The organism is Rubrivivax sp. JA1026 (assembly GCF_011065555.1).
Taxonomy (GTDB): domain Bacteria; phylum Pseudomonadota; class Gammaproteobacteria; order Burkholderiales; family Burkholderiaceae_C; genus Rubrivivax; species Rubrivivax benzoatilyticus.
This window is the reverse complement of the sequence record NZ_JAALCQ010000010.1, coordinates 72,694-90,856: the sequence shown is the minus strand read 5'-3', so window position 1 is coordinate 90,856 and position 18,163 is coordinate 72,694. Positions and strand designations below refer to the sequence as shown.

Below are 18,163 nucleotides of genomic sequence, written 5' to 3'. Positions count from 1 at the left end.
GGTGCGTGATGTCGAGTCGCACGGCGCTGAGCGAGCGCTATCAGGTTCAGCTCAGCACGGTTTACGAGGTCTGCCGCGTTCTGGGAGCGTCGCTCGACATCGAGCGCACCTTCCGCGTGGCCTTGAACACGCTGTCGGCGCAGCTCGGGCTGCAGCGCGCGATGGTCGTGATGCCGGCCGAGGACGGCGGCCATCTGCTGCGCATCCACAGCTGGGTCGGGCTGGACCGCGACCAGGCGGCGCGTGGCCACTGGCGCAGCGGCGAAGGTGTCATCGGCCGGGTCTACGCCAGCGGCATGGCCGCCGTCGTGCCCGACGTGCAGGACTCGCCCGAGTTCCTCGACCGCACCGGCGCCTTCGGCGCGCGCGACGACCGCCGCCTGGCCTTCATCGTCGTGCCGATGAAGACCGAGCGCGCGACCGTCGGCGTGCTCGCCGCGCAGCGCGAGATGGAAGACGGCGCGCGCCTCACCGACGACCAGCGCCTGCTGACGATGGTCGCGACGCTGCTGGCGCAGTCGGCGGCGCTGCACCTGGCGGTGGCCGAGGAGCATTCGCGCCTGCTGCAGGAGACGACGCGGCTGCAGAAGGCGCTGGCGCGCGAGCCGCGCGGCCGGCTGGCGCTGGACAACGTCATCGGCGAATCGCGTGCGATGCAGCAGGTGTTCACCGAGGTGCACCAGGCCGCGCCGTCGCGTGCCACGGTGCTGCTGCGCGGCGAGAGCGGCACCGGCAAGGAGGCGATCGCCCGCGCGATCCACTTCCTGTCGCCGCGCAAGGACGCGCCGTTCATCAAGGTCAACTGCGCGGCGCTGACCGAGTCGCTGCTGGAAAGCGAGCTCTTCGGCCACGAACGCGGCGCCTTCACCGGCGCCGTCGGCGAGCGCAAGGGCCGTTTCGAGCTGGCCCACGGCGGCACGCTGTTCCTCGACGAGATCGGCGACGTCTCGCCCGGCTTCCAGGCCAAGCTGCTGCGCGTGCTGCAGGAGCGCGAGTTCGAGCGTGTCGGCGGCAGCAAGCCGGTGAAGGTCGACGTGCGCCTGATCTGCGCCACCAACCGCGACCTCGAGAAGATGGTGCAGCGCGGCGAGTACCGCGCCGACCTGTACTACCGCATCAACGTCGTCTCGATCTTCCTGCCGCCGCTGCGCGAGCGCCGCAGCGACATCCCGCCGCTGGTCACGCACTTCATCGACCGTTTCAACAAGGAGAACCGGCGCCAGCTGAAGGTCACGCCGGAGGCGATGAAGGTGCTGACCGCCTGCTACTGGCCGGGCAACGTGCGCGAGCTGGAGAACTGCATCGAACGCACCGCGACGATGGTCCAGGGCGACCTGATCCGCGACCTCGCCTTCCCCTGCCGCAACAACCGCTGCCTGACGCAGACGCTGCACTTCCTCGACAAGGCCGACGCCGTGGCGGCCGTGGCCGGCGCCCACGGCTTCAACGGCCACGCGGCGCCACCGGCGAACGGCCACGCGCCCTCGCCGGCGGCGGCCGACGCGTCGTCGTGGTCGATGCCGGCCCCCGCGCCGGCCCCGCCGCTGGCCGAGGCCGGCGCGGCGGAGACGGCGGCCGACGGCGTCACGCGCATCGGCCCGACGCAGCAGCTGCCGCCGCCGGTCTCGCGCCAGGCCGGCCCGGCGCCCGACGGCGAGCGTGACCGCCTGATCTGGGCCATGGAGCAGTGCGGCTGGGTGCAGGCCAAGGCCGCGCGGCTGCTGCGCATCACGCCGCGCCAGCTCGGCTACGCGCTGCAGAAGCACCGCATCGAGGTGCGCAAGCTCTGAGCCGCACCGCCGCGCACGGGCCGGCGGCCGGTGCCGCGCCGCGGGCCGCCGGCCACGGCATAGGGAGATGCCCGGCCGGCTCTTGAAGCCCGGGAACCGACCCCTATAATCCGTTTGCTAGCACTCGCCACGGGTGAGTGCTAACGACCGAGGCAGATTCGCTGCCCCCCGGTTGCCGCATGTCAGCGAGCGCTGCCTGCGCGGCGCTCCAGTGCCATAACGTGACTCCCAAGGAGATGTGAATGAAGCTTCGTCCGCTGCACGATCGCGTGATCGTCAAGCGTCTCGAGAACGAGACCAAGACCGCCTCCGGCATCGTCATCCCCGACAACGCGGCCGAGAAGCCCGATCAGGGTGAAGTCCTGGCGGTCGGCCCGGGCAAGCGCAACGACAAGGGCGACTTCGTCGCGCTGAACATCAAGGTCGGCGACCGCGTGCTGTTCGGCAAGTACAGCGGCCAGACCGTCAAGGTCGACGGCGACGAGCTGCTGGTGATGCGCGAAGAAGACCTCTTCGCCGTCGTCGAGAAGTAATCCCCCTCCCCCCAGATTTCGAAGAGGTAGCACATGGCTGCTAAGGACGTGGTTTTCGGCGCTGACGCGCGCCACCGCATGGTCGAAGGCGTGAACGTTCTCGCCAACGCCGTCAAGGTCACCCTGGGCCCGAAGGGCCGCAACGTGGTGCTCGAGCGCTCGTTCGGCGCCCCCACCGTCACCAAGGACGGTGTCTCGGTCGCCAAGGAGATCGAGCTCAAGGACAAGCTCCAGAACATGGGCGCGCAGATGGTCAAGGAAGTCGCTTCCAAGACCAGCGACAACGCCGGTGACGGCACCACGACCGCGACCGTGCTGGCGCAGTCGATCGTGCGCGAAGGCATGAAGTTCGTCGCCGCGGGCATGAACCCGATGGACCTGAAGCGCGGCATCGACAAGGCCGTCGCCGCCCTGACGGACGAGCTGAAGAAGGCCTCCAAGCCGACGACGACGAGCAAGGAAATCGGCCAAGTCGGCTCGATCTCCGCCAACAGCGACGAGTCGATCGGCAAGATCATCGCCGACGCGATGGACAAGGTCGGCAAGGAAGGCGTCATCACCGTCGAAGACGGCAAGAGCCTGAACAACGAACTCGACGTCGTCGAGGGCATGCAGTTCGACCGCGGCTACCTGTCGCCGTACTTCATCAACAACCCGGAAAAGCAGGTTGCCGTCCTCGACAACCCGTTCGTGCTGCTGTTCGACAAGAAGATCAGCAACATCCGTGACCTGCTGCCGATCCTCGAGCAAGTCGCCAAGGCGGGCCGCCCGCTGCTGATCATCGCCGAGGAAGTCGAAGGCGAAGCGCTGGCCACCCTGGTGGTCAACACGATCCGCGGCATCCTGAAGGTCGTCGCCGTCAAGGCCCCGGGCTTCGGTGACCGCCGCAAGGCCATGCTCGAGGACATCGCCATCCTGACGGGCGGCAAGGTCATCGCCGAGGAAGTCGGCCTGACGCTCGAGAAGGCCACGCTGGCCGACCTGGGCCAAGCCAAGCGCGTCGAAGTCGCCAAGGAAAACACCACGATCATCGACGGCGCCGGCAAGGCCGCCGACATCGAGGCGCGTGTCAAGCAGATCCGCGTCCAGATCGAGGAAGCGACCTCCGACTACGACCGCGAGAAGCTGCAAGAGCGCGTGGCCAAGCTGGCCGGCGGCGTGGCCGTCATCAAGGTCGGTGCCGCCACCGAAGTCGAGATGAAGGAAAAGAAGGCCCGTGTCGAAGACGCGCTGCACGCCACCCGTGCCGCCGTCGAGGAAGGCATCGTGGCCGGTGGTGGTGTCGCGCTGCTGCGCGCCCGCGCCGCCGTGGCCGCTGGCCTGAAGGGCGACAACCACGACCAGGACGCCGGCATCAAGATCGTGCTGCGCGCCGTCGAGCAGCCGCTGCGCGAGATCGTGGCCAACGCCGGTGGCGAGCCCAGCGTCGTGATCAACAAGGTCCTCGAAGGCGCCGGCAACTTCGGCTACAACGCCGCCAACGACACCTACGGCGACATGATCGAGATGGGCATCCTGGACCCGACCAAGGTGACCCGCACCGCGCTGCAGAACGCCGCCTCCGTCGCCAGCCTGATGCTGACGACCGAGTGCATGGTCGCCGAGGCGCCGAAGGAAGAAGCCCCGATGCCCGCCGGCGGCGGCATGGGTGGCATGGGCGGCATGGGCATGGACATGTAAGTCCGGCCCGGCACGCCTGCCGAGCGAAAACCCGCCTCCGCCGGAGGCGGGTTTTTTTCGTTTTGAACCGCATCCCGGGCGCTTTACCGGCCTTCCGCCGGCGCTGCGGCGTCCGATAATCAGTGCTGATGTCCTCCGCCACGACCGTTTCGGCAGCGCTGCGGCAGTTCGTCGACGACGAACTTCTGCGCATGCCCATGCTCGTCGATCAGCTGGTCGACGGCACGGTCGACCGCATGCGCCAGAGCCTGCCGACGCTGGCGCCGCAGCCGCGCGCCTCGGCGGCCGACGTGCTGCATGCGCTCGGCACGCAGCGCGAGCTGATCAGCGACTACTACGTGCGCTCGCTGCGGCGCCAGATCGCCGAACGCGGGCCGGGTGCCCAGGGCGGCGGCCTGCCGACGACGCTGTCGCTGGTCGACGAGGACTCGGTGGCGATCGACGTCGAGATCTCGCACGTCATCGAGCTGATCCGCAGCACCGCCGAGTACGAGCTGCGCGAGCTGCAGACCTTCACCGCGGCGCTGGTCGGCGACATGGACCTGGCGCACGACCACAACCCCTTCGGCCCGGCCCAGCACGCGCGTGCGCTGTGGGCCGCCGCGCAGGCGCTGCCGCTGTCGCGCGGCCACCATCTGCTGTTCACGCGCAACGCCGCACCGGCGCTGGCGAGCGCGCTGCGGCGCGCCTATGCGGCCTCGTCGTCGCGCCTGGAAAGCCAGGGCGTCACGCCGGCGGCCTACCGCACGATGATCCTGCCGTCGGGCGCGCGGCGCACGCGCGGGCCGGAGATCAGCCACGGAGCCGGCCTCGACCTCGTCCGTTCGGCGATCGCCCCGACCAGCGAACTCGGTTTCAGCCTGGAAGGCAACGACTTCCCGACGCTGGCGATCGAACCCGCCGTGACGCCGACACGTGCCGACGCCGGCGCATCACCGGCCGACCACCGTGCGGTCGAGCTGCTGACCGGCCTGTTCGACGCGATGCTGTCCGACCGCCGGCTGTCGCAGGACATCGCGCTGATGCTCTCGCGGCTGCAGTCGGTGGCCACGCGGCTGGTGCTGCGTGAACCGCGCACGCTGGAAGACGAGACGCACGCGCTGTGGCGCTTCGTCGACGGCCTGGCTTTCCTCGGCGACGTGCTCCCGCCCCAGGGCGACCCCGAGCGCACGCAGACCCTGCGTTTCGCCCAGGGCCTGGTCGAGCACCTGGCCGCCGACCCGGCGCCGCAGGCGCCGCTGTTCGAGTGGGCGAGCGAGCGCCTGCAGCATCAGGCGCAGCACCGCTTCGCGCACCGCTGCACCGAGGCTGCGGCGCAGATCGCCGAGCTGCAGCGGCTGGAGGAGCGGCTGTGCTCGTCGATGGCGCCGCCGTCGACGCTGGGCGGCACCCTGGACATCGCCCAGCTCGATACCGTGCCCGCCGAGCTGATGCCGGCCGACGGCCCCGGCGAGCCGCAGGACGCGCAAGCCTGGCTGCTGGCGCGCCGCCCAGGCGAGTGGCTCAACATCTTTCTGCAGGGGCGCTGGGTCAAGGCCCAGATCCTGTGGCCCGGCGAACTGGGCGAGCTCTGGCTGCTCGGCGACGCCGGCAGCAGCGAGACCTGGGCCGTGCGCCGGCGCGCGATGCAGACGCTGCATGCCGAGCGCCTGCTCGGCACGCTGAAGCCGCGATCACTGGTGCGCTCGGCCGCCAAGCGCGTGATGCGCCGGACGATCAACCTCGGCTAGGCCGCAGGCGCGAGCCAGCCGCGCAGCGTCGTCGCGACATCGCCCAGGCCGCGACGCGACAGCGCCGAGAACTGCGCGACGCCGATCTCGGCGCTCTCGGTGGCGATCTCGGCCAGCACCTGCTGCGCCCCGGCGAGCGCGGCGTCGGCCTCGCGCCGGTTCAGCTTGTCGCACTTGGTCAGCACCGCCAGCAGCCGCACCTCGCCGTTGGCCACCCGCGGCGCGATCAGCGCCAGCAGCCGGCGGTCGAGGTCGGTGAAGCCCAGCCGCGAGTCGATCATCAGCACCACGCCGTGCAGCGCACGCCGCAGTTCGAGGTACTGCGCCATCACCTCCTGCCAACGCAGCTTGGCGCTGCGCTCGACGGCGGCGTAGCCGTAGCCGGGCAGGTCGGCGAACAAGGCATCCGGCGCGTCCTTCGGCCCGACCTCGAAGAGGTTGATGTGCTGCGTGCGCCCCGGCGTTCGCGACGCGAAGGCCAGGCGCCGTTGCTGCGCGAGCGTGTTGATCGCCGTGGACTTGCCGGCATTGCTGCGTCCGACGAAGGCGATCTCCGGCAGTTCGCCCTGCGGCAACTGGTCCAGGCGGCTCGCGGTCGTGAGGAATCGCGCCGTGTGCGCCCAGGCCAAAGCCGACTTTTCGGCATCGCTGGGCACATCTCGAAAGGTAGACGTCATGGGGCATTGTAAAATCCTGCGGTTTGACACCCGAACACCTGCCGACCGAGGCCCCCGCCGCATGAAGTTCGCCGTCGCCCTGACCATCGCCGCGCTCGCTGCCGGCACCGCCTTCGCCCAGGAAGCGAAGCCCGCCAAGCCGGATCTCGCCAAGGGCCAGATCACGGCGGCCACCTGCATGGCCTGCCACTCGGCAGACGGCACGCGCGGGATCCCGATCTACCCGATCCTGCAGGGCCAGCATCAGGCCTACATCGTCAAGCAGCTCACCGAGTTCAAGGCCGGCAAGCGCATGAACCCGATCATGATGGGCATGGCCGCGCCGCTGAGCCCGGAAGACATGGTCAACGTCGCCGCGTTCTTCGCCTCGAAGCCGCCGGTCAAGGGTGAAGCGACCTCCAAGGAGACGATCGCCCTGGGTCAGGCCATCTTCCGCGGCGGCATCGCCTCGAAGAAGGTCCCGGCCTGCTCGGGCTGCCACAGCCCGAACGGCGCCGGCATCCCGGCGCAGTACCCGCGCCTGGGCGGCCAGCACGTCGAGTACACGACGGCGCAGCTCAACACCTTCCGTTCCGGCGAACGCAACAACAGCGCCCAGATGACGGCCATCGCCGCCAAGCTGAGCGACGCCGAGATCAAGGCCGTGGCCGACTACATCGCCGGCCTGCACTGACCGCACGCAGCACCCATCACGACGGGCCGGCCATTCGCCGGCCCGTTTTGTTTGGTGTGCGCCATGCCCCACGGCAGACCCGTGATCTGCGGGCACGGCCGACGCGCCGAAGCGCTTTGCGCTACCTTGCGCCGTCGTCTTTCCCCGAGTTCCCGATGCTGTACCTGAAGGACCGCGGCCACGTGCACCCGCTGGCCAGCGAGATCACCCCGCGCGAAGTCTGGCGCCAGCGGCGCACGCTGATCCAGGGCCTGGCCGCAGGTGCGGCGGCCGCGGCGCTGCCGGCGCTGGCCGCGACCGCGCGGCCGGGCCAACGCGACGCACTGCCCGGCGCACGCAGCGCGGTGCCGGGCGCGGCGACGATGGAAGCGCCGACGACCTACGGCGACGTCACGAGCTACAACAACTTCTACGAGTTCGGCACCGACAAGGCCGACCCCGCGCAGCGCGCGCAGAAGCTGCAGACCCGGCCCTGGACCGTCGTCGTCGACGGCCTCGTGAAGAAACCCGGCCGCTGGGACCTGGACACGCTGCTGAAGCTCGCGCCGATGGAAGAACGCATCTACCGCCTGCGCTGCGTCGAAGGCTGGTCGATGGTCATCCCCTGGGTCGGCTATTCGCTGGTCGAGCTGATCCGCCGCGTCGAGCCGCTGGGCAGCGCACGCTACGTGCAGTTCGAGACGCTGGCGGACGCGAGACAGATGCCCGGGCTGCGTTCGAACATCATCCCCTGGCCCTATGTCGAGGGGCTGCGTCTGGACGAGGCGATGCACCCGCTGGCGCTGCTCGCCTTCGGCCTCTACGGCGAGCTGCTGCCGCCGCAGAACGGCGCGCCGCTGCGCCTGGTCGTGCCCTGGAAGTACGGCTTCAAGTCGGCCAAGAGCCTGGTCGCGATCCGCTTCGTCGAGCAGCCGCCGCGCAGCGCCTGGCAGCGCACGGCGCCGCAGGAGTACGGCTTCTACGCCAACGTCAACCCGACGGTCGACCATCCGCGCTGGAGCCAGGCCACCGAGCGCCGCATCGGCGAAGGCCTGTTCGCCAAGCGTAGGCCGACGCTGATGTTCAACGGCTACGAGCCGCAGGTCGGCCAGCTCTACGCCGGGCTGGACCTGAAGAAGAACTACTGAGCGTGTCCGCGCCGAACCAGCTGCTGGCCTCGCCGGCGGCCAAGCCGATCGTCTTCGTGCTCGCGCTGCTGCCGGCGGCGTGGCTGGTCTGGGGCGCCGTCGCGGACACGCTGGGCGCCAACCCGGCCGAGGCACTGATCCGCGCCACAGGCGACTGGACACTGCGTTTCCTGTGCCTGACGCTGGCCGTGACGCCGCTGCGCCAGGCCACCGGCTGGCACGCGCTGGCGCGGCTGCGGCGTTTGCTGGGGCTTTTCACCTTCTTCTACGGCGTCGTGCACTTCCTGTGCTTCGCCTGGCTGGACATGGGCCTCGACGTCGGCGCCATCGTGCAGGACATCGCCAAACGCCCGTTCATCCTCGTCGGCACGGCGGCGCTGCTGACGATGCTGCCACTGGCCGCGACCTCGTTCAATGCGGCGATCAAGGCGCTGGGCGGGCGGCGCTGGCAGTTGCTGCACCGCGCCGTCTACGCGACCGCCGGGCTGGCGCTGCTGCACTTCTTCTGGATGCGCTCGGGCAAACACGATTACGCCGAGGTCGCGGTCTATGCCGCGATCCTCGGCGTGCTGCTCGGCTGGCGTGTCTGGCGCCGGCTGCGGCCGGCGCCGCGCCCGGCGCTGCCTTAGCGCGCCAGCACCGGCGCCAGCGCGCGCCCGGTGTGCGTGCCGGCGGCCACCACCTGCTCCGGCGTGCCGGCGGCCACCACGCGGCCGCCCTCGCCGCCGCCTTCGGGGCCGAGGTCGAGGATCCAGTCGGCCTCGGCGATGACGTCGAGGTCGTGCTCGATGACGACGACGCTGTGGCCGGCGTCGACCAGCCGGTGCAGCACACGCGCCAGGCGTTCGACGTCGGCCATGTGCAGGCCGACCGTCGGCTCGTCGAGCACGTACAGCGTGTGCGGCAATCGGTTGCCGCGCCGCGTGACGTCGTCGCGCACCTTGGACAGCTCGGTGACGAGCTTGATGCGCTGCGCCTCGCCGCCGGACAGCGTCGGGCTCGGCTGGCCCAGCGTCAGATAGCCCAGGCCGACGTCCTTCAGCAGCTGCAGCGGGTGCGCGATCGCCGGCATGCTGGCGAAGAAGCCGACGGCCTCGTCGACCTCCATGCGCAGCACGTCGCCGATGCTCTTGCCGCGCCAGGTGACGGCCAGCGTCTCGGCGTTGAAGCGGGCGCCGTGGCAGACGTCGCAGGGCACCTTCACGTCGGGCAGGAAGCTCATCTCGATCGTGCGCATGCCCTGGCCTTCGCAGGCCGGGCAGCGCCCGTCGCCGGTGTTGAAGCTGAAGCGGTTGGCGGCGTAGCCGCGCGCCTTGGCTTCCAGCGTCTCGGCGAAGAGCTTGCGGATCGCGTCCCAGAAGCCGATGTAGGTCGCCGGGCAGGAGCGCGGCGTCTTGCCGATCGGCGTCTGGTCGACCTCGAGCACGCGGTCGACCGGCTCGAAACCGGTCAGCCCGCTGCAGCCGACGAGGCCGTGGAAGCCGTTGGCGATGATCGCGTCGCGTCCGGCCCGGGTCGACTTCTGCGTCACCGCGGCCTGCACGCTGGCCAGCAGCACGTCGCGCGCCAGCGTGCTCTTGCCCGAGCCGCTGACGCCGGTGACGGCGACCAGGCGCTTCAGCGGCACCGTGACGTCGACGTTCTTCAGGTTGTGCAGCGACGCGCCGCTGAGCGTCAGCGCCGGGGCGTCGGCCTCGACCGGGCGGCGCGGCTGCAGCGGGTGTCTCGGCGGCGTGGCGAGGAAACGCCCGGTCAGCGACTCGGGCGCCGCCGACAGGTCGGCCACCGTGCCCTGGGCAACGAGGCGGCCGCCGCGCACGCCGGCGCTCGGGCCGATGTCGATGATGTGCTCGGCGCGCCGGATCGTGTCCTCGTCGTGCTCGACGACGACCAGCGTGTTGCCCTGGTCGCCGAGCTTGTGCAGCGCGTCGAGCAGGATGCGGTTGTCGCGCGGGTGCAGGCCGATCGTCGGCTCGTCGAGCACGTAGCAGACGCCCTGCAGGTTGCTGCCGAGCTGCGCCGCCAGGCCGATGCGCTGCGCCTCGCCGCCCGACAGCGTCGGCGCCGCACGGTCCAGCGTCAGGTAGCCCAGGCCGACGTCCTCGAGGAACTGCAGCCGGCTGCGGATCTCGGTGACGATGTCGCGCGCGATCTCGGCGTCGCGGCCGGTGAGATCCAGCGCCTCGACCCAGGCGCGCGTCTCGCGCACCGACAGCCGGGCGATGGCGCCGATCGACTCGTCGTCGAAGGTCACCGCCAGCGCCGCCGGGTTCAGGCGCGCGCCGTGGCATTCCGGGCAGGGCTGGTCGGCCAGGCCCTCGACCTCGGGCTCCTCGGACGGGAAACTCTGCTCGCGGCCCTTGTCACTGTCGTCGCGCACCGAGTCGTCGAAGGCCTTGCGCTGCTCGCGTGTCAGCGCCAGGCCGGTGCCGACGCAGTGCGTGCACCAGCCGTGCTTGCTGTTGTAGCTGAACATGCGCGGGTCCAGCTCGGGGTAGCTGGTGCCGCAGACCGGGCAGGCGCGTTTGGTCGAGAAGACCTTCAGCTCGCCGATGCCGCGGCCATTGCCGCCGCCGTCCATCGCCGCGGCCAGGCCATCCAGCGGGTGCAGCAGGTGCAGCACGCCCTTGCCCAGCTCCAGCGCCTTGGCCAGCAGCGTGCGCAGCTCGGCTTCGCCGGCCGGGTCGACGACCAGATCGCCGACCGGCAGCTCGATCGTGTGCTCCTTGAAGCGGTCCAGGCGCGGGAACGGCGACACCGGCACGAACTCGCCGTCGACACGCAGATGCGTGTGGCCACGCGCCGAGGCCCACTTCGCGAGGTCGGTGTAGAGGCCCTTGCGGTTGACGACCAGCGGCGCCAGCAGCCCGACGTGCTGGCCGCGGTGGTCGCGCAGCAGCTGCGCGGCGATGCTCTCGGTGCTCTGCGCGCGCACCGGCGCGCCGTCCTTGACGCAGTGCTGCAGCCCCAGCTTCACCCACAGCAGGCGCAGGAAGTGCCACAGCTCGGTGGTCGTCGCCACCGTGCTCTTGCGGCCGCCGCGCGACAGGCGCTGCTCGATGGCCACCGTCGGCGGGATGCCCCAGACGGCGTCGACCTCGGGCCGTCCGGCCGGCTGCACGATGCTGCGCGCGTAGGCATTCAGGCTCTCCAGGTAACGCCGCTGGCCTTCGTTGAACAGGATGTCGAAGGCCAGCGTGCTCTTGCCCGAGCCGCTGACGCCGGTGACGACGTTGAACTTGCCGCGCGGGATGTCCACCGACAGGTTCTTGAGGTTGTGCTCCTTGGCGTTGACGATGCGGATCGTGTCGTCGTCGGCCTGGCGCTCGCGGCGGCGGGCGCGCACCAGCGTCTGCAGCGGCGTGCCGTCCGGGCCCTCGGCCGTGCGTTCGGCGGCCCGCGCGACACCCAGGCCCAGCGCGGCCTCGTACTCGCGCAGCGCGACGCCGGTGTGCGAGCGCGGGTGCGCCTTCAGGTCCTCGGGCGTGCCGGCGCAGACCAGCTCGCCGCCGGCTTCGCCGCCGTCGGGGCCGAGGTCGACGATCCAGTCGGCGGCGCGGATGACGTCGAGGTTGTGCTCGATGACGAGCAGCGAGTGCCCCGCCTCCAGCAGCTTGCGCATCGCGCGCATCAGCTTGGCGATGTCGTCGAAGTGCAGGCCGGTGGTCGGCTCGTCGAACAGGAACAGCGTGCCGCGGCGCAGCGCCAGGCGGGTGTCGCGGTCGGCGAAGGCACCGGCCCAGGCCGCGCTGCCGCCGCCGGCCGGCACCGCCGGGCGCTTGCCGGCCGCGGCCTCGGCGAGGAAACCGGCGAGCTTGAGCCGCTGCGCCTCGCCGCCCGACAGCGTCGGCACCGGCTGGCCCAGGCGCACGTAGTCCAGGCCGACGTCGACGATGGGCTGCAGGCGCTGCACCACGTCGCGGTCCTGCTGGAACCAGTGCACGGCCTCGGCGACGGTCAGGTCCAGCACGTCGGCGATCGACAACTGCATGGGCCCGCGCACCAGCTTCACGTCGAGGATCTCGGCGCGGTAGCGGCGGCCGTCGCAGTCGGGGCAGCGCAGGTAGACGTCGGACAGGAACTGCATCTCGACGTGCTCGAAACCCGAGCCGCCGCAGGTCGGGCAGCGGCCGTCGCCGGCGTTGAAGCTGAAGGTGCCGGCGGTGTAGCCGCGCTCGCGCGCCAGCGGTGCGTCGGCGAACAGCTTGCGCAGCTCGTCGAAGGCGCCGACGTAGCTCGCCGGGTTGCTGCGTGCGGTCTTGCCGATCGGGCTCTGGTCGACGAACACGGCGTCGCTGAGCCAGTCGGCGCCGAGCAGCCGGTCGTGCTCGCCGGGGGTCTCGGTGGCCTTGCCGAAATGGCGCGCCAGCGCCGGGTGCAGCACGTCCTGGACCAGCGTGCTCTTGCCCGAGCCGCTGACGCCGGTGACGACGACCAGGCGCTGCAGCGGCAGCTCGACGCTGACGTTCTTCAGGTTGTGCTGGCGCGCGCCTTCGAGGATCAGCTTCGGCGTGCTGGCGCCGACCGCGCGCCGGATGCCCATGCCGACCTGGCGCCGGCCGCCGAGGTAGGCGCCGGTCAGCGTGTCGGCCTCGCGCGCGGCGTCGGGCGTGCCGTCGAAGACGATGCGGCCGCCACGTTCGCCGGGGCCGGGCCCCATGTCGATCAGGCGGTCGGCGGCCAGCATCACCGCCGGGTCGTGCTCGACGACGACCAGCGTGTTGCCGGCGTCGCGCAGCCGGTGCATCGCGGTGACGATGCGCCCCATGTCGCGCGGGTGCAGGCCGATCGACGGCTCGTCGAGCACGAACATCGTGTTGACGAGCGAGGTGCCCAGCGCCGTCGTCAGGTTGATGCGCTGGACTTCGCCGCCCGACAGCGTGCGGCTCTGGCGGTCCAGCGTCAGATAACCCAAGCCGACGTCGACGAGGTACTTCAGCCGCGTGCGCACTTCGTCGAGCAGCAGCTTCAGCGCCTCGTCGAGCATCGTGCCGGGCAGCGTCAGGCCGTCGAAGAAACGCCGCAGACGCTCGATCGACAGCTGCATCAGGTCGTGCAGGCCCAGGCCCGGCAGCGCTTCGAGCTGCTCGCGGCTCCAGCCGACGCCGACGGGCAGGTAACGCTGCGACGGCGGCAGCACCGCGTCGGCGTCGGCCTTCGTGCCCAGGCGCCACAGCAGCGGCTCGAGCTTCAGCCGCGCGCCGCCGCAGGCCGTGCACGGCGTGTAGCTGCGGTACTTGGACAAGAGCACGCGGATGTGCATCTTGTACGCCTTGCTCTCCAGGTAGCCGAAGAAGCGGCGGATGCCGTACCACTGCTTGTTCCAGTTGCCGGTCCAGTTCGGCGAGCCTTCGATGACCCAGTCGCGCTGGGCCGGGGTCAGCTGGTTCCAGGCGGTGTCGCGCGGGATGCCGGCCTCGCCGGCGTACTGGATCAGGTCGTCCTGGCACTCGGCCCAGGCCGGGGTCTGCAGCGGCTTGATGGCGCCGTTGCGCAGCGTCTTGCGCCCGTCGGGGATGACGAGGCCGAAGTCGACGCCGATGACACGCCCGAAACCGCGGCAGGTGTCGCAGGCGCCGTAGGCCGAGTTGAAGCTGAACATCGCCGGCTGCGGCTCGGCGTAGCGGATGTCGCTCTCGGGGCAGTGCAGTCCGGTGCTGTACTTCCAGGCCGTGCCGTCGTCGCCGACGTGCACCGTGAGCCGGCCGCCGCCGCGCTTGAGCGCGAGCTCGATGGCCTCCATCACGCGCGCGCGCTCGGCGCCGGCGAAACGGAAGCGGTCGGCGACGACGTCGAGGATCTTGCGGTCGCCCGCGACCCGTTCGCCCTGAACGCGCGTGAAGCCGGCGGCCGACAGCCACTGCTCCTGCTGCTCGGGCGTGGTGTCGGCCGGCAGCTCGACCGGGAAGCTGAACACGAGGCGCGGGTCGCCGGCGGCGGCGGCGCGTGCCGCCAGGTCGTCGTGGATCGTCTCCGGCGTGTCGTGGCGCACCGGCAGCGCGGTCTGGCGGTCGAAGAGCTGGGCCGCGCGTGCGTACAGCAGCTTCAGGTGGTCGTTCAGCTCGGTCATCGTGCCGACCGTGCTGCGGCTGGTGCGCACCGGGTTGGTCTGGTCGATGGCGATCGCCGGCGGCACGCCGTCGACGCGGTCGACCGCCGGGCGGTCCATGCGGTCCAGGAACTGGCGCGCGTAGGCGCTGAAGGTCTCGACGTAGCGGCGCTGGCCTTCGGCGTACAGCGTGTCGAAGACCAGGCTGGACTTGCCCGAGCCGCTGGGGCCGGTCACCACCGTCAACTCGCCGGTGTGGATGTCCAGGTCGAGGTTCTTGAGGTTGTGCTGGCGGGCGCCGCGGATGCGGATGGAGCCGGACGACATCTTGGAGGGCTCGGCGGAAAGGCGAACCGGTCATTCTAGGAGTCGACCGCGACGCCTGCCGGACACCCCCGCCTTGCACGAGAGCGCGCCGGGTGTGAACTGTTGGGGCCGCGGCGCCCCCCTAGAACGAAGACGCTTCGCTATCCTCGACGGCTTCGCAACCTCCAGCGCCGTCCGTCATGCGTGAACTCCGGCGACTCGCCGCCGTCCTCTGCCTCGGCATCGTGACGAGCACCGCCGCCATGGCGCAGATCGTGGTGGGGCAGACGACCGGCCTCACCGGCCCGGCCGCCGCCGGCTCGAACGAGAACATGGTCGGCGCCCGGCTCTGGTTCGACCGCGTCAACGCCACCGGCGGCATCGGCGGCAAGCGCATCGAGCTGGTCACGCTGGACGACCGCTTCGAGCCCGCCCGCGCGGCCGAGAACGCGCTGCGGCTGATCATGGTGCGCCAGGTGATGGCGCTGTTCATGACCCGCGGCACGCCGCACACCGAGGCGCTGCGCCACATGCTGGCGCAGTACGAGGTGCCGCTGGTCGCGCCGTCGACCGGCGCGATGCTGCTGCACAAGCCGGTGGACCCGTGGATCTTCAACGTGCGCGCGCCCTATCAGCGCGAGGCCGAGAAGCTGGTGCAGCACCTGGCGACGATCGGCATGCGCCGCATCGGCCTCGTGCACGTCGCCGACTCGTTCGGCGAGGACGGCGCCGCCGGCGCGCTGCGCGGCTTCGAGAACACGAAGATCAAGCCGCTGTTCGTCGAGAGCTACGACCGCGCCAAGCCGGTGTTCACCTCGGTCGTGCAGAAGGCCAAGGCGGGCGACGCGCAGGCGGTGGTCTTCATCGGCACCGCCGACGCCGTCGTCGAGGGCACCCAGGCGCTGCGCGCCGCCGGCTCGCTGGCGCAGATCGGCACGCTGTCGAACAACGCCTCCAGCGGCTTCATCAAGGCGCTGGGCGAACACGCCAACGGCACGATCGTGACCCAGGTCTTCCCCAGCGAGCGGGCGCTGTCGACGACGCTGGTGCGCGAGGCCAGCGAGCTGGCGCGCGCCGCCGGCATCGCCGAGCTGACGCCGGCGATGATCGAGGGCTTCGCCGGCGCCAAGGTGCTGGTCGAGGGCCTGCGCCGCGCCGGGCCGAACCCGACGCGCCAGACGCTGCGCCAGGCCCTGGAGGGCCTGCGCAACGTCGACCTCGGCGGCCTGGAGCTGAGCTACGGCCCGAACGACCACTCGGGGCTGAACTTCACCGAACTGTCGATCATCAGCGGCGGCTACTACCGCCGCTGAGGCCGGTTCAGCGCGGCACCACCAGCGTGCCGTCGCCGAAGACGATGCGGTCGCCCGCGGCCGGCTCGGCCAGGATCGGCGGCACATTGCCCGCCGCCAGCGCCGGCGCGGCGCCGGGGCTGCCGCCGCGCGGCAGCGTGCGCACCACCTGGCTGGGCGGCAGCGGCGCGCCCTGCGTCAGGTGGGCCCACATCAGGTCCATCGCGCGGTTGAAATAGACGTGCAGTGGGACGAAGCGCGTGTCGTAGCCGAGCAAGGCGCCGAGCGCGATGAAGCCGTCGAAGTGCTGCGCGTTCGTCACCTCGACGTAGCGAACGCCGTCGGCGCCGCCGTGGGCCTGGGTGCGCGCGTAGAAGGCCCGCGCGGTGTGGTTGACCGGCAGCAGCGCGTCGCTGCGGCCGGCGACGATCAGCACCGGCTTGCCGCGCAGGCGGCCATCCAGCCGCACCTCGGCGACGCCGCGGCGCACACGCTGCGAGGCCTCGCGCATCGCGCCGCCGAGCAGCCGGCCGGCGGTGTCGCGGCCGGTGAGCAGCGAACGCTGGCACAGCGCACCGTCGAGCGCGAAATCGGCCAGCCCGCTGCCCGGCGACACGGCGAGGAAGTCCAGCTTCGCACCGCCCGACGAGGCGTCGTAGACGATGTTGACGCCGGTCGTCGGCGGCACGCCGTTGCCGGTCGAGAAGATCGACGCGACGCCGGCCGCCGACGGTGCGGCCGGCGCGCCCGACGAGTCGGTGTTGGCGAACGTGAAGCCGCAGAGCCGGTCCTCGACGCCGAAGCGGCCGTAGGCGTTGGTGTAGGTCGTCGCGATCGAGTTGGTGGCGAAGCGGTAGTGCGACTGGTGCAGGAAGTCGGCCTCCGCCGTCCAGCCGTAGGCCCGCAGCCGGGCGAGCGCGTCGGCGGCCTGCTCGGCGGTCGTCGCGCCGGCGACCAGCCCCCGGGCGGCCAGCGCGCTGCAGCGGTTCTGCGCCGCGGCGGTGAAGGCCGCGGGCCAGAAGGCCGGCGCCACCGCGGTGCCGCCGCCGGCGGCCGGCGCCAGCAGCGCGCAGGGCTGGTAGAGGTTGGCGAACGTGAAGTAGTCGGCCAGCGGCCGGCCGATCGTCGCCACCGGCGTGTCGCCTTCGCGGATCGACAGACCGTGCATCCAGCGCGGCTGGGCATTGGGCTCGCTGACCGCGACGCCGTCGATCAGGCCCTCGCGGTCCTGCTCGGCGGCGGCGAGCGCGGCGCCGCCGCCATTGGAGACGCTGCTGGCGATGACGAGGGTGTTGCGGGCGTTCAGCGTCGCCTCGCGGCGGCCGTCCCGGCCGAGCTTGCCGTAACGCTCGTTGAGCACCCAGAACGCGAAACGCACCGCCTGCAGCGTGTGCCGGCCCCAGTCGGCCTCGGGGTTCTGCCCCGAATGCGCGTGCTTGTAGGCCACGCGGTGCGGCGCCTGGGCCAGCAGGGCCTGGCGCTCGGTGTCGGCCAGCGGCGCGCGGAACAGCGCCTCGGCGCCGGCGGCGGCGGCATCGACGACACGGCCGTCGCGCAGCGTCACCCGGTCGGCACCCAGCTCGTGCAGGCCGTTGCCGCTGCCCTTGTCGGTGTAGGCGACGGCGCAGCCGCGCTTGAGCCCCCACTCGCCGGCGGTGCCGATGGCGCCGTAGATGCCGCGCGAGCCCGAGGAGGTGGCGGTGACGATGCACGGCCGCGCCAGGTCGAAACGCTCGGGCACCTGCACCATCAGCGTGACGTTCTCGCGGCCGCTGCCGTCGTCGAGCCAGGCGAAGGTCTCGCGCCCGGCGACCTTGCCTTCGCCCAGCGTGTCGCGGCCGTCGGCGTCGATGTTGGGGCCGTAGAACACGCCCATGCCGCCGGCGGCGGTGTAGTCGACCAGCGCGCGATAGTTCACGTAGATCGCGTTGCGGCGCAGTTCGGCGGGTGTCGGCGCCAGCGGGTCGGCGAAGGCCGGCGTCGCGCCCATCAGCCCGGTCTTGCCGAGGCCGGCGGTCAGCAGGTCGTCGGCGACACCGTCGTAGACGGCCTCGGTGACCGGCCCGCGCACGCCGGCCGGCAGGGTGTTGGCCGGGGCGGCCCAGGCGGCGGCGCCGGACAGCAGGCAGGCGGCCGCGGCGGCCGTCCAGGTCGGGGTGTGCTTCACGGTCGGTTCTCCTGACGGGGGAGCGGGCCGTCGCCTCGCCCGGCGCTGGAGGCGCCGGCGCGCAGGATGCCCCGTGGCCGGCAGCCGGCGGCAGCGGGCAAACCCGCCGCCCGGAACGCGGGGGGCTCCGCTGCGGGTA

Annotated in this window: 11 protein-coding genes; 8 read left to right on the top strand and 3 right to left on the bottom strand. The window is 71.5% G+C overall.

What is annotated here, in order from left to right; translation table 11 throughout:
* The first annotated feature begins 8 nt into the window (after positions 1 to 8).
* The 4 genes from nifA to G5B56_RS16405 all read left to right on the top strand — a co-directional run bounded on the left by nifA (position 9) and on the right by G5B56_RS16405 (position 5,733).
* Positions 9 to 1,790 carry a nif-specific transcriptional activator NifA gene (gene nifA, locus G5B56_RS16420; protein ID WP_164963924.1) on the top strand — a complete coding sequence of 594 codons (1,782 nt, stop codon included), beginning with the start codon at positions 9 to 11 and terminating at the stop codon, positions 1,788 to 1,790.
* 242 nt (positions 1,791 to 2,032) lie between these two features.
* The gene (groES, locus tag G5B56_RS16415) at positions 2,033 to 2,323 is read left to right on the top strand and encodes a co-chaperone GroES (protein ID WP_009856121.1); all 291 of its coding nucleotides are present in this window, start codon (positions 2,033 to 2,035) and stop codon (positions 2,321 to 2,323) included.
* A 33-nt stretch (positions 2,324 to 2,356) separates the two neighbouring features.
* Positions 2,357 to 4,003, top strand: coding sequence for a chaperonin GroEL (gene groL, locus G5B56_RS16410; RefSeq protein ID WP_029718547.1), 1,647 nt, complete (start codon positions 2,357 to 2,359; stop codon positions 4,001 to 4,003).
* A gap of 128 nt (positions 4,004 to 4,131) precedes the next feature.
* Positions 4,132 to 5,733, top strand: a complete 1,602-nt coding sequence (locus G5B56_RS16405) for a DUF1631 family protein (RefSeq protein ID WP_164963923.1) — start codon at positions 4,132 to 4,134, stop codon at positions 5,731 to 5,733.
* Here G5B56_RS16405 and yihA read toward each other — a convergent pair.
* Positions 5,730 to 6,410 carry a ribosome biogenesis GTP-binding protein YihA/YsxC gene (gene yihA / locus G5B56_RS16400; protein ID WP_164963922.1) on the bottom strand — a complete coding sequence of 227 codons (681 nt, stop codon included), beginning with the start codon at positions 6,408 to 6,410 and terminating at the stop codon, positions 5,730 to 5,732. The genes G5B56_RS16405 and yihA overlap by 4 nt on opposite strands.
* A 61-nt stretch (positions 6,411 to 6,471) precedes the next feature.
* Here yihA and G5B56_RS16395 point away from each other — a divergent pair, with 61 nt between their 5' ends.
* The 3 genes from G5B56_RS16395 (at position 6,472) to G5B56_RS16385 (ending at position 8,839) form a co-directional block, all read left to right on the top strand.
* A complete protein-coding gene (locus G5B56_RS16395) occupies positions 6,472 to 7,083 on the top strand; it encodes a cytochrome c (RefSeq protein WP_009856125.1) in 612 nt (203 codons plus the stop codon).
* Positions 7,084 to 7,238: 155 nt separating this feature from the next.
* Positions 7,239 to 8,210, top strand: coding sequence for a protein-methionine-sulfoxide reductase catalytic subunit MsrP (gene msrP / locus G5B56_RS16390; protein WP_164963921.1), 972 nt, complete (start codon positions 7,239 to 7,241; stop codon positions 8,208 to 8,210).
* 2 nt (positions 8,211 to 8,212) lie between these two features.
* Positions 8,213 to 8,839 carry a sulfite oxidase heme-binding subunit YedZ gene (locus G5B56_RS16385; RefSeq protein ID WP_164963920.1) on the top strand — a complete coding sequence of 209 codons (627 nt, stop codon included), beginning with the start codon at positions 8,213 to 8,215 and terminating at the stop codon, positions 8,837 to 8,839.
* Here G5B56_RS16385 and uvrA read toward each other — a convergent pair.
* A complete protein-coding gene (gene uvrA / locus G5B56_RS16380) occupies positions 8,836 to 14,586 on the bottom strand; it encodes an excinuclease ABC subunit UvrA (protein WP_164963919.1) in 5,751 nt (1,916 codons plus the stop codon). The genes G5B56_RS16385 and uvrA overlap by 4 nt on opposite strands.
* A gap of 242 nt (positions 14,587 to 14,828) precedes the next feature.
* On the opposite strand from uvrA, the gene G5B56_RS16375 reads away from it, so the two are divergent.
* Positions 14,829 to 15,878 carry an ABC transporter substrate-binding protein gene (locus G5B56_RS16375; protein WP_009856129.1) on the top strand — a complete coding sequence of 350 codons (1,050 nt, stop codon included), beginning with the start codon at positions 14,829 to 14,831 and terminating at the stop codon, positions 15,876 to 15,878.
* A 7-nt stretch (positions 15,879 to 15,885) separates the two neighbouring features.
* Here G5B56_RS16375 and G5B56_RS16370 read toward each other — a convergent pair whose 3' ends face one another.
* Positions 15,886 to 18,024: a D-(-)-3-hydroxybutyrate oligomer hydrolase gene (locus G5B56_RS16370; RefSeq protein WP_164963918.1), complete on the bottom strand. Its 2,139-nt coding sequence runs from the start codon at positions 18,022 to 18,024 to the stop codon at positions 15,886 to 15,888.
* Positions 18,025 to 18,163 lie beyond the last annotated feature (139 nt).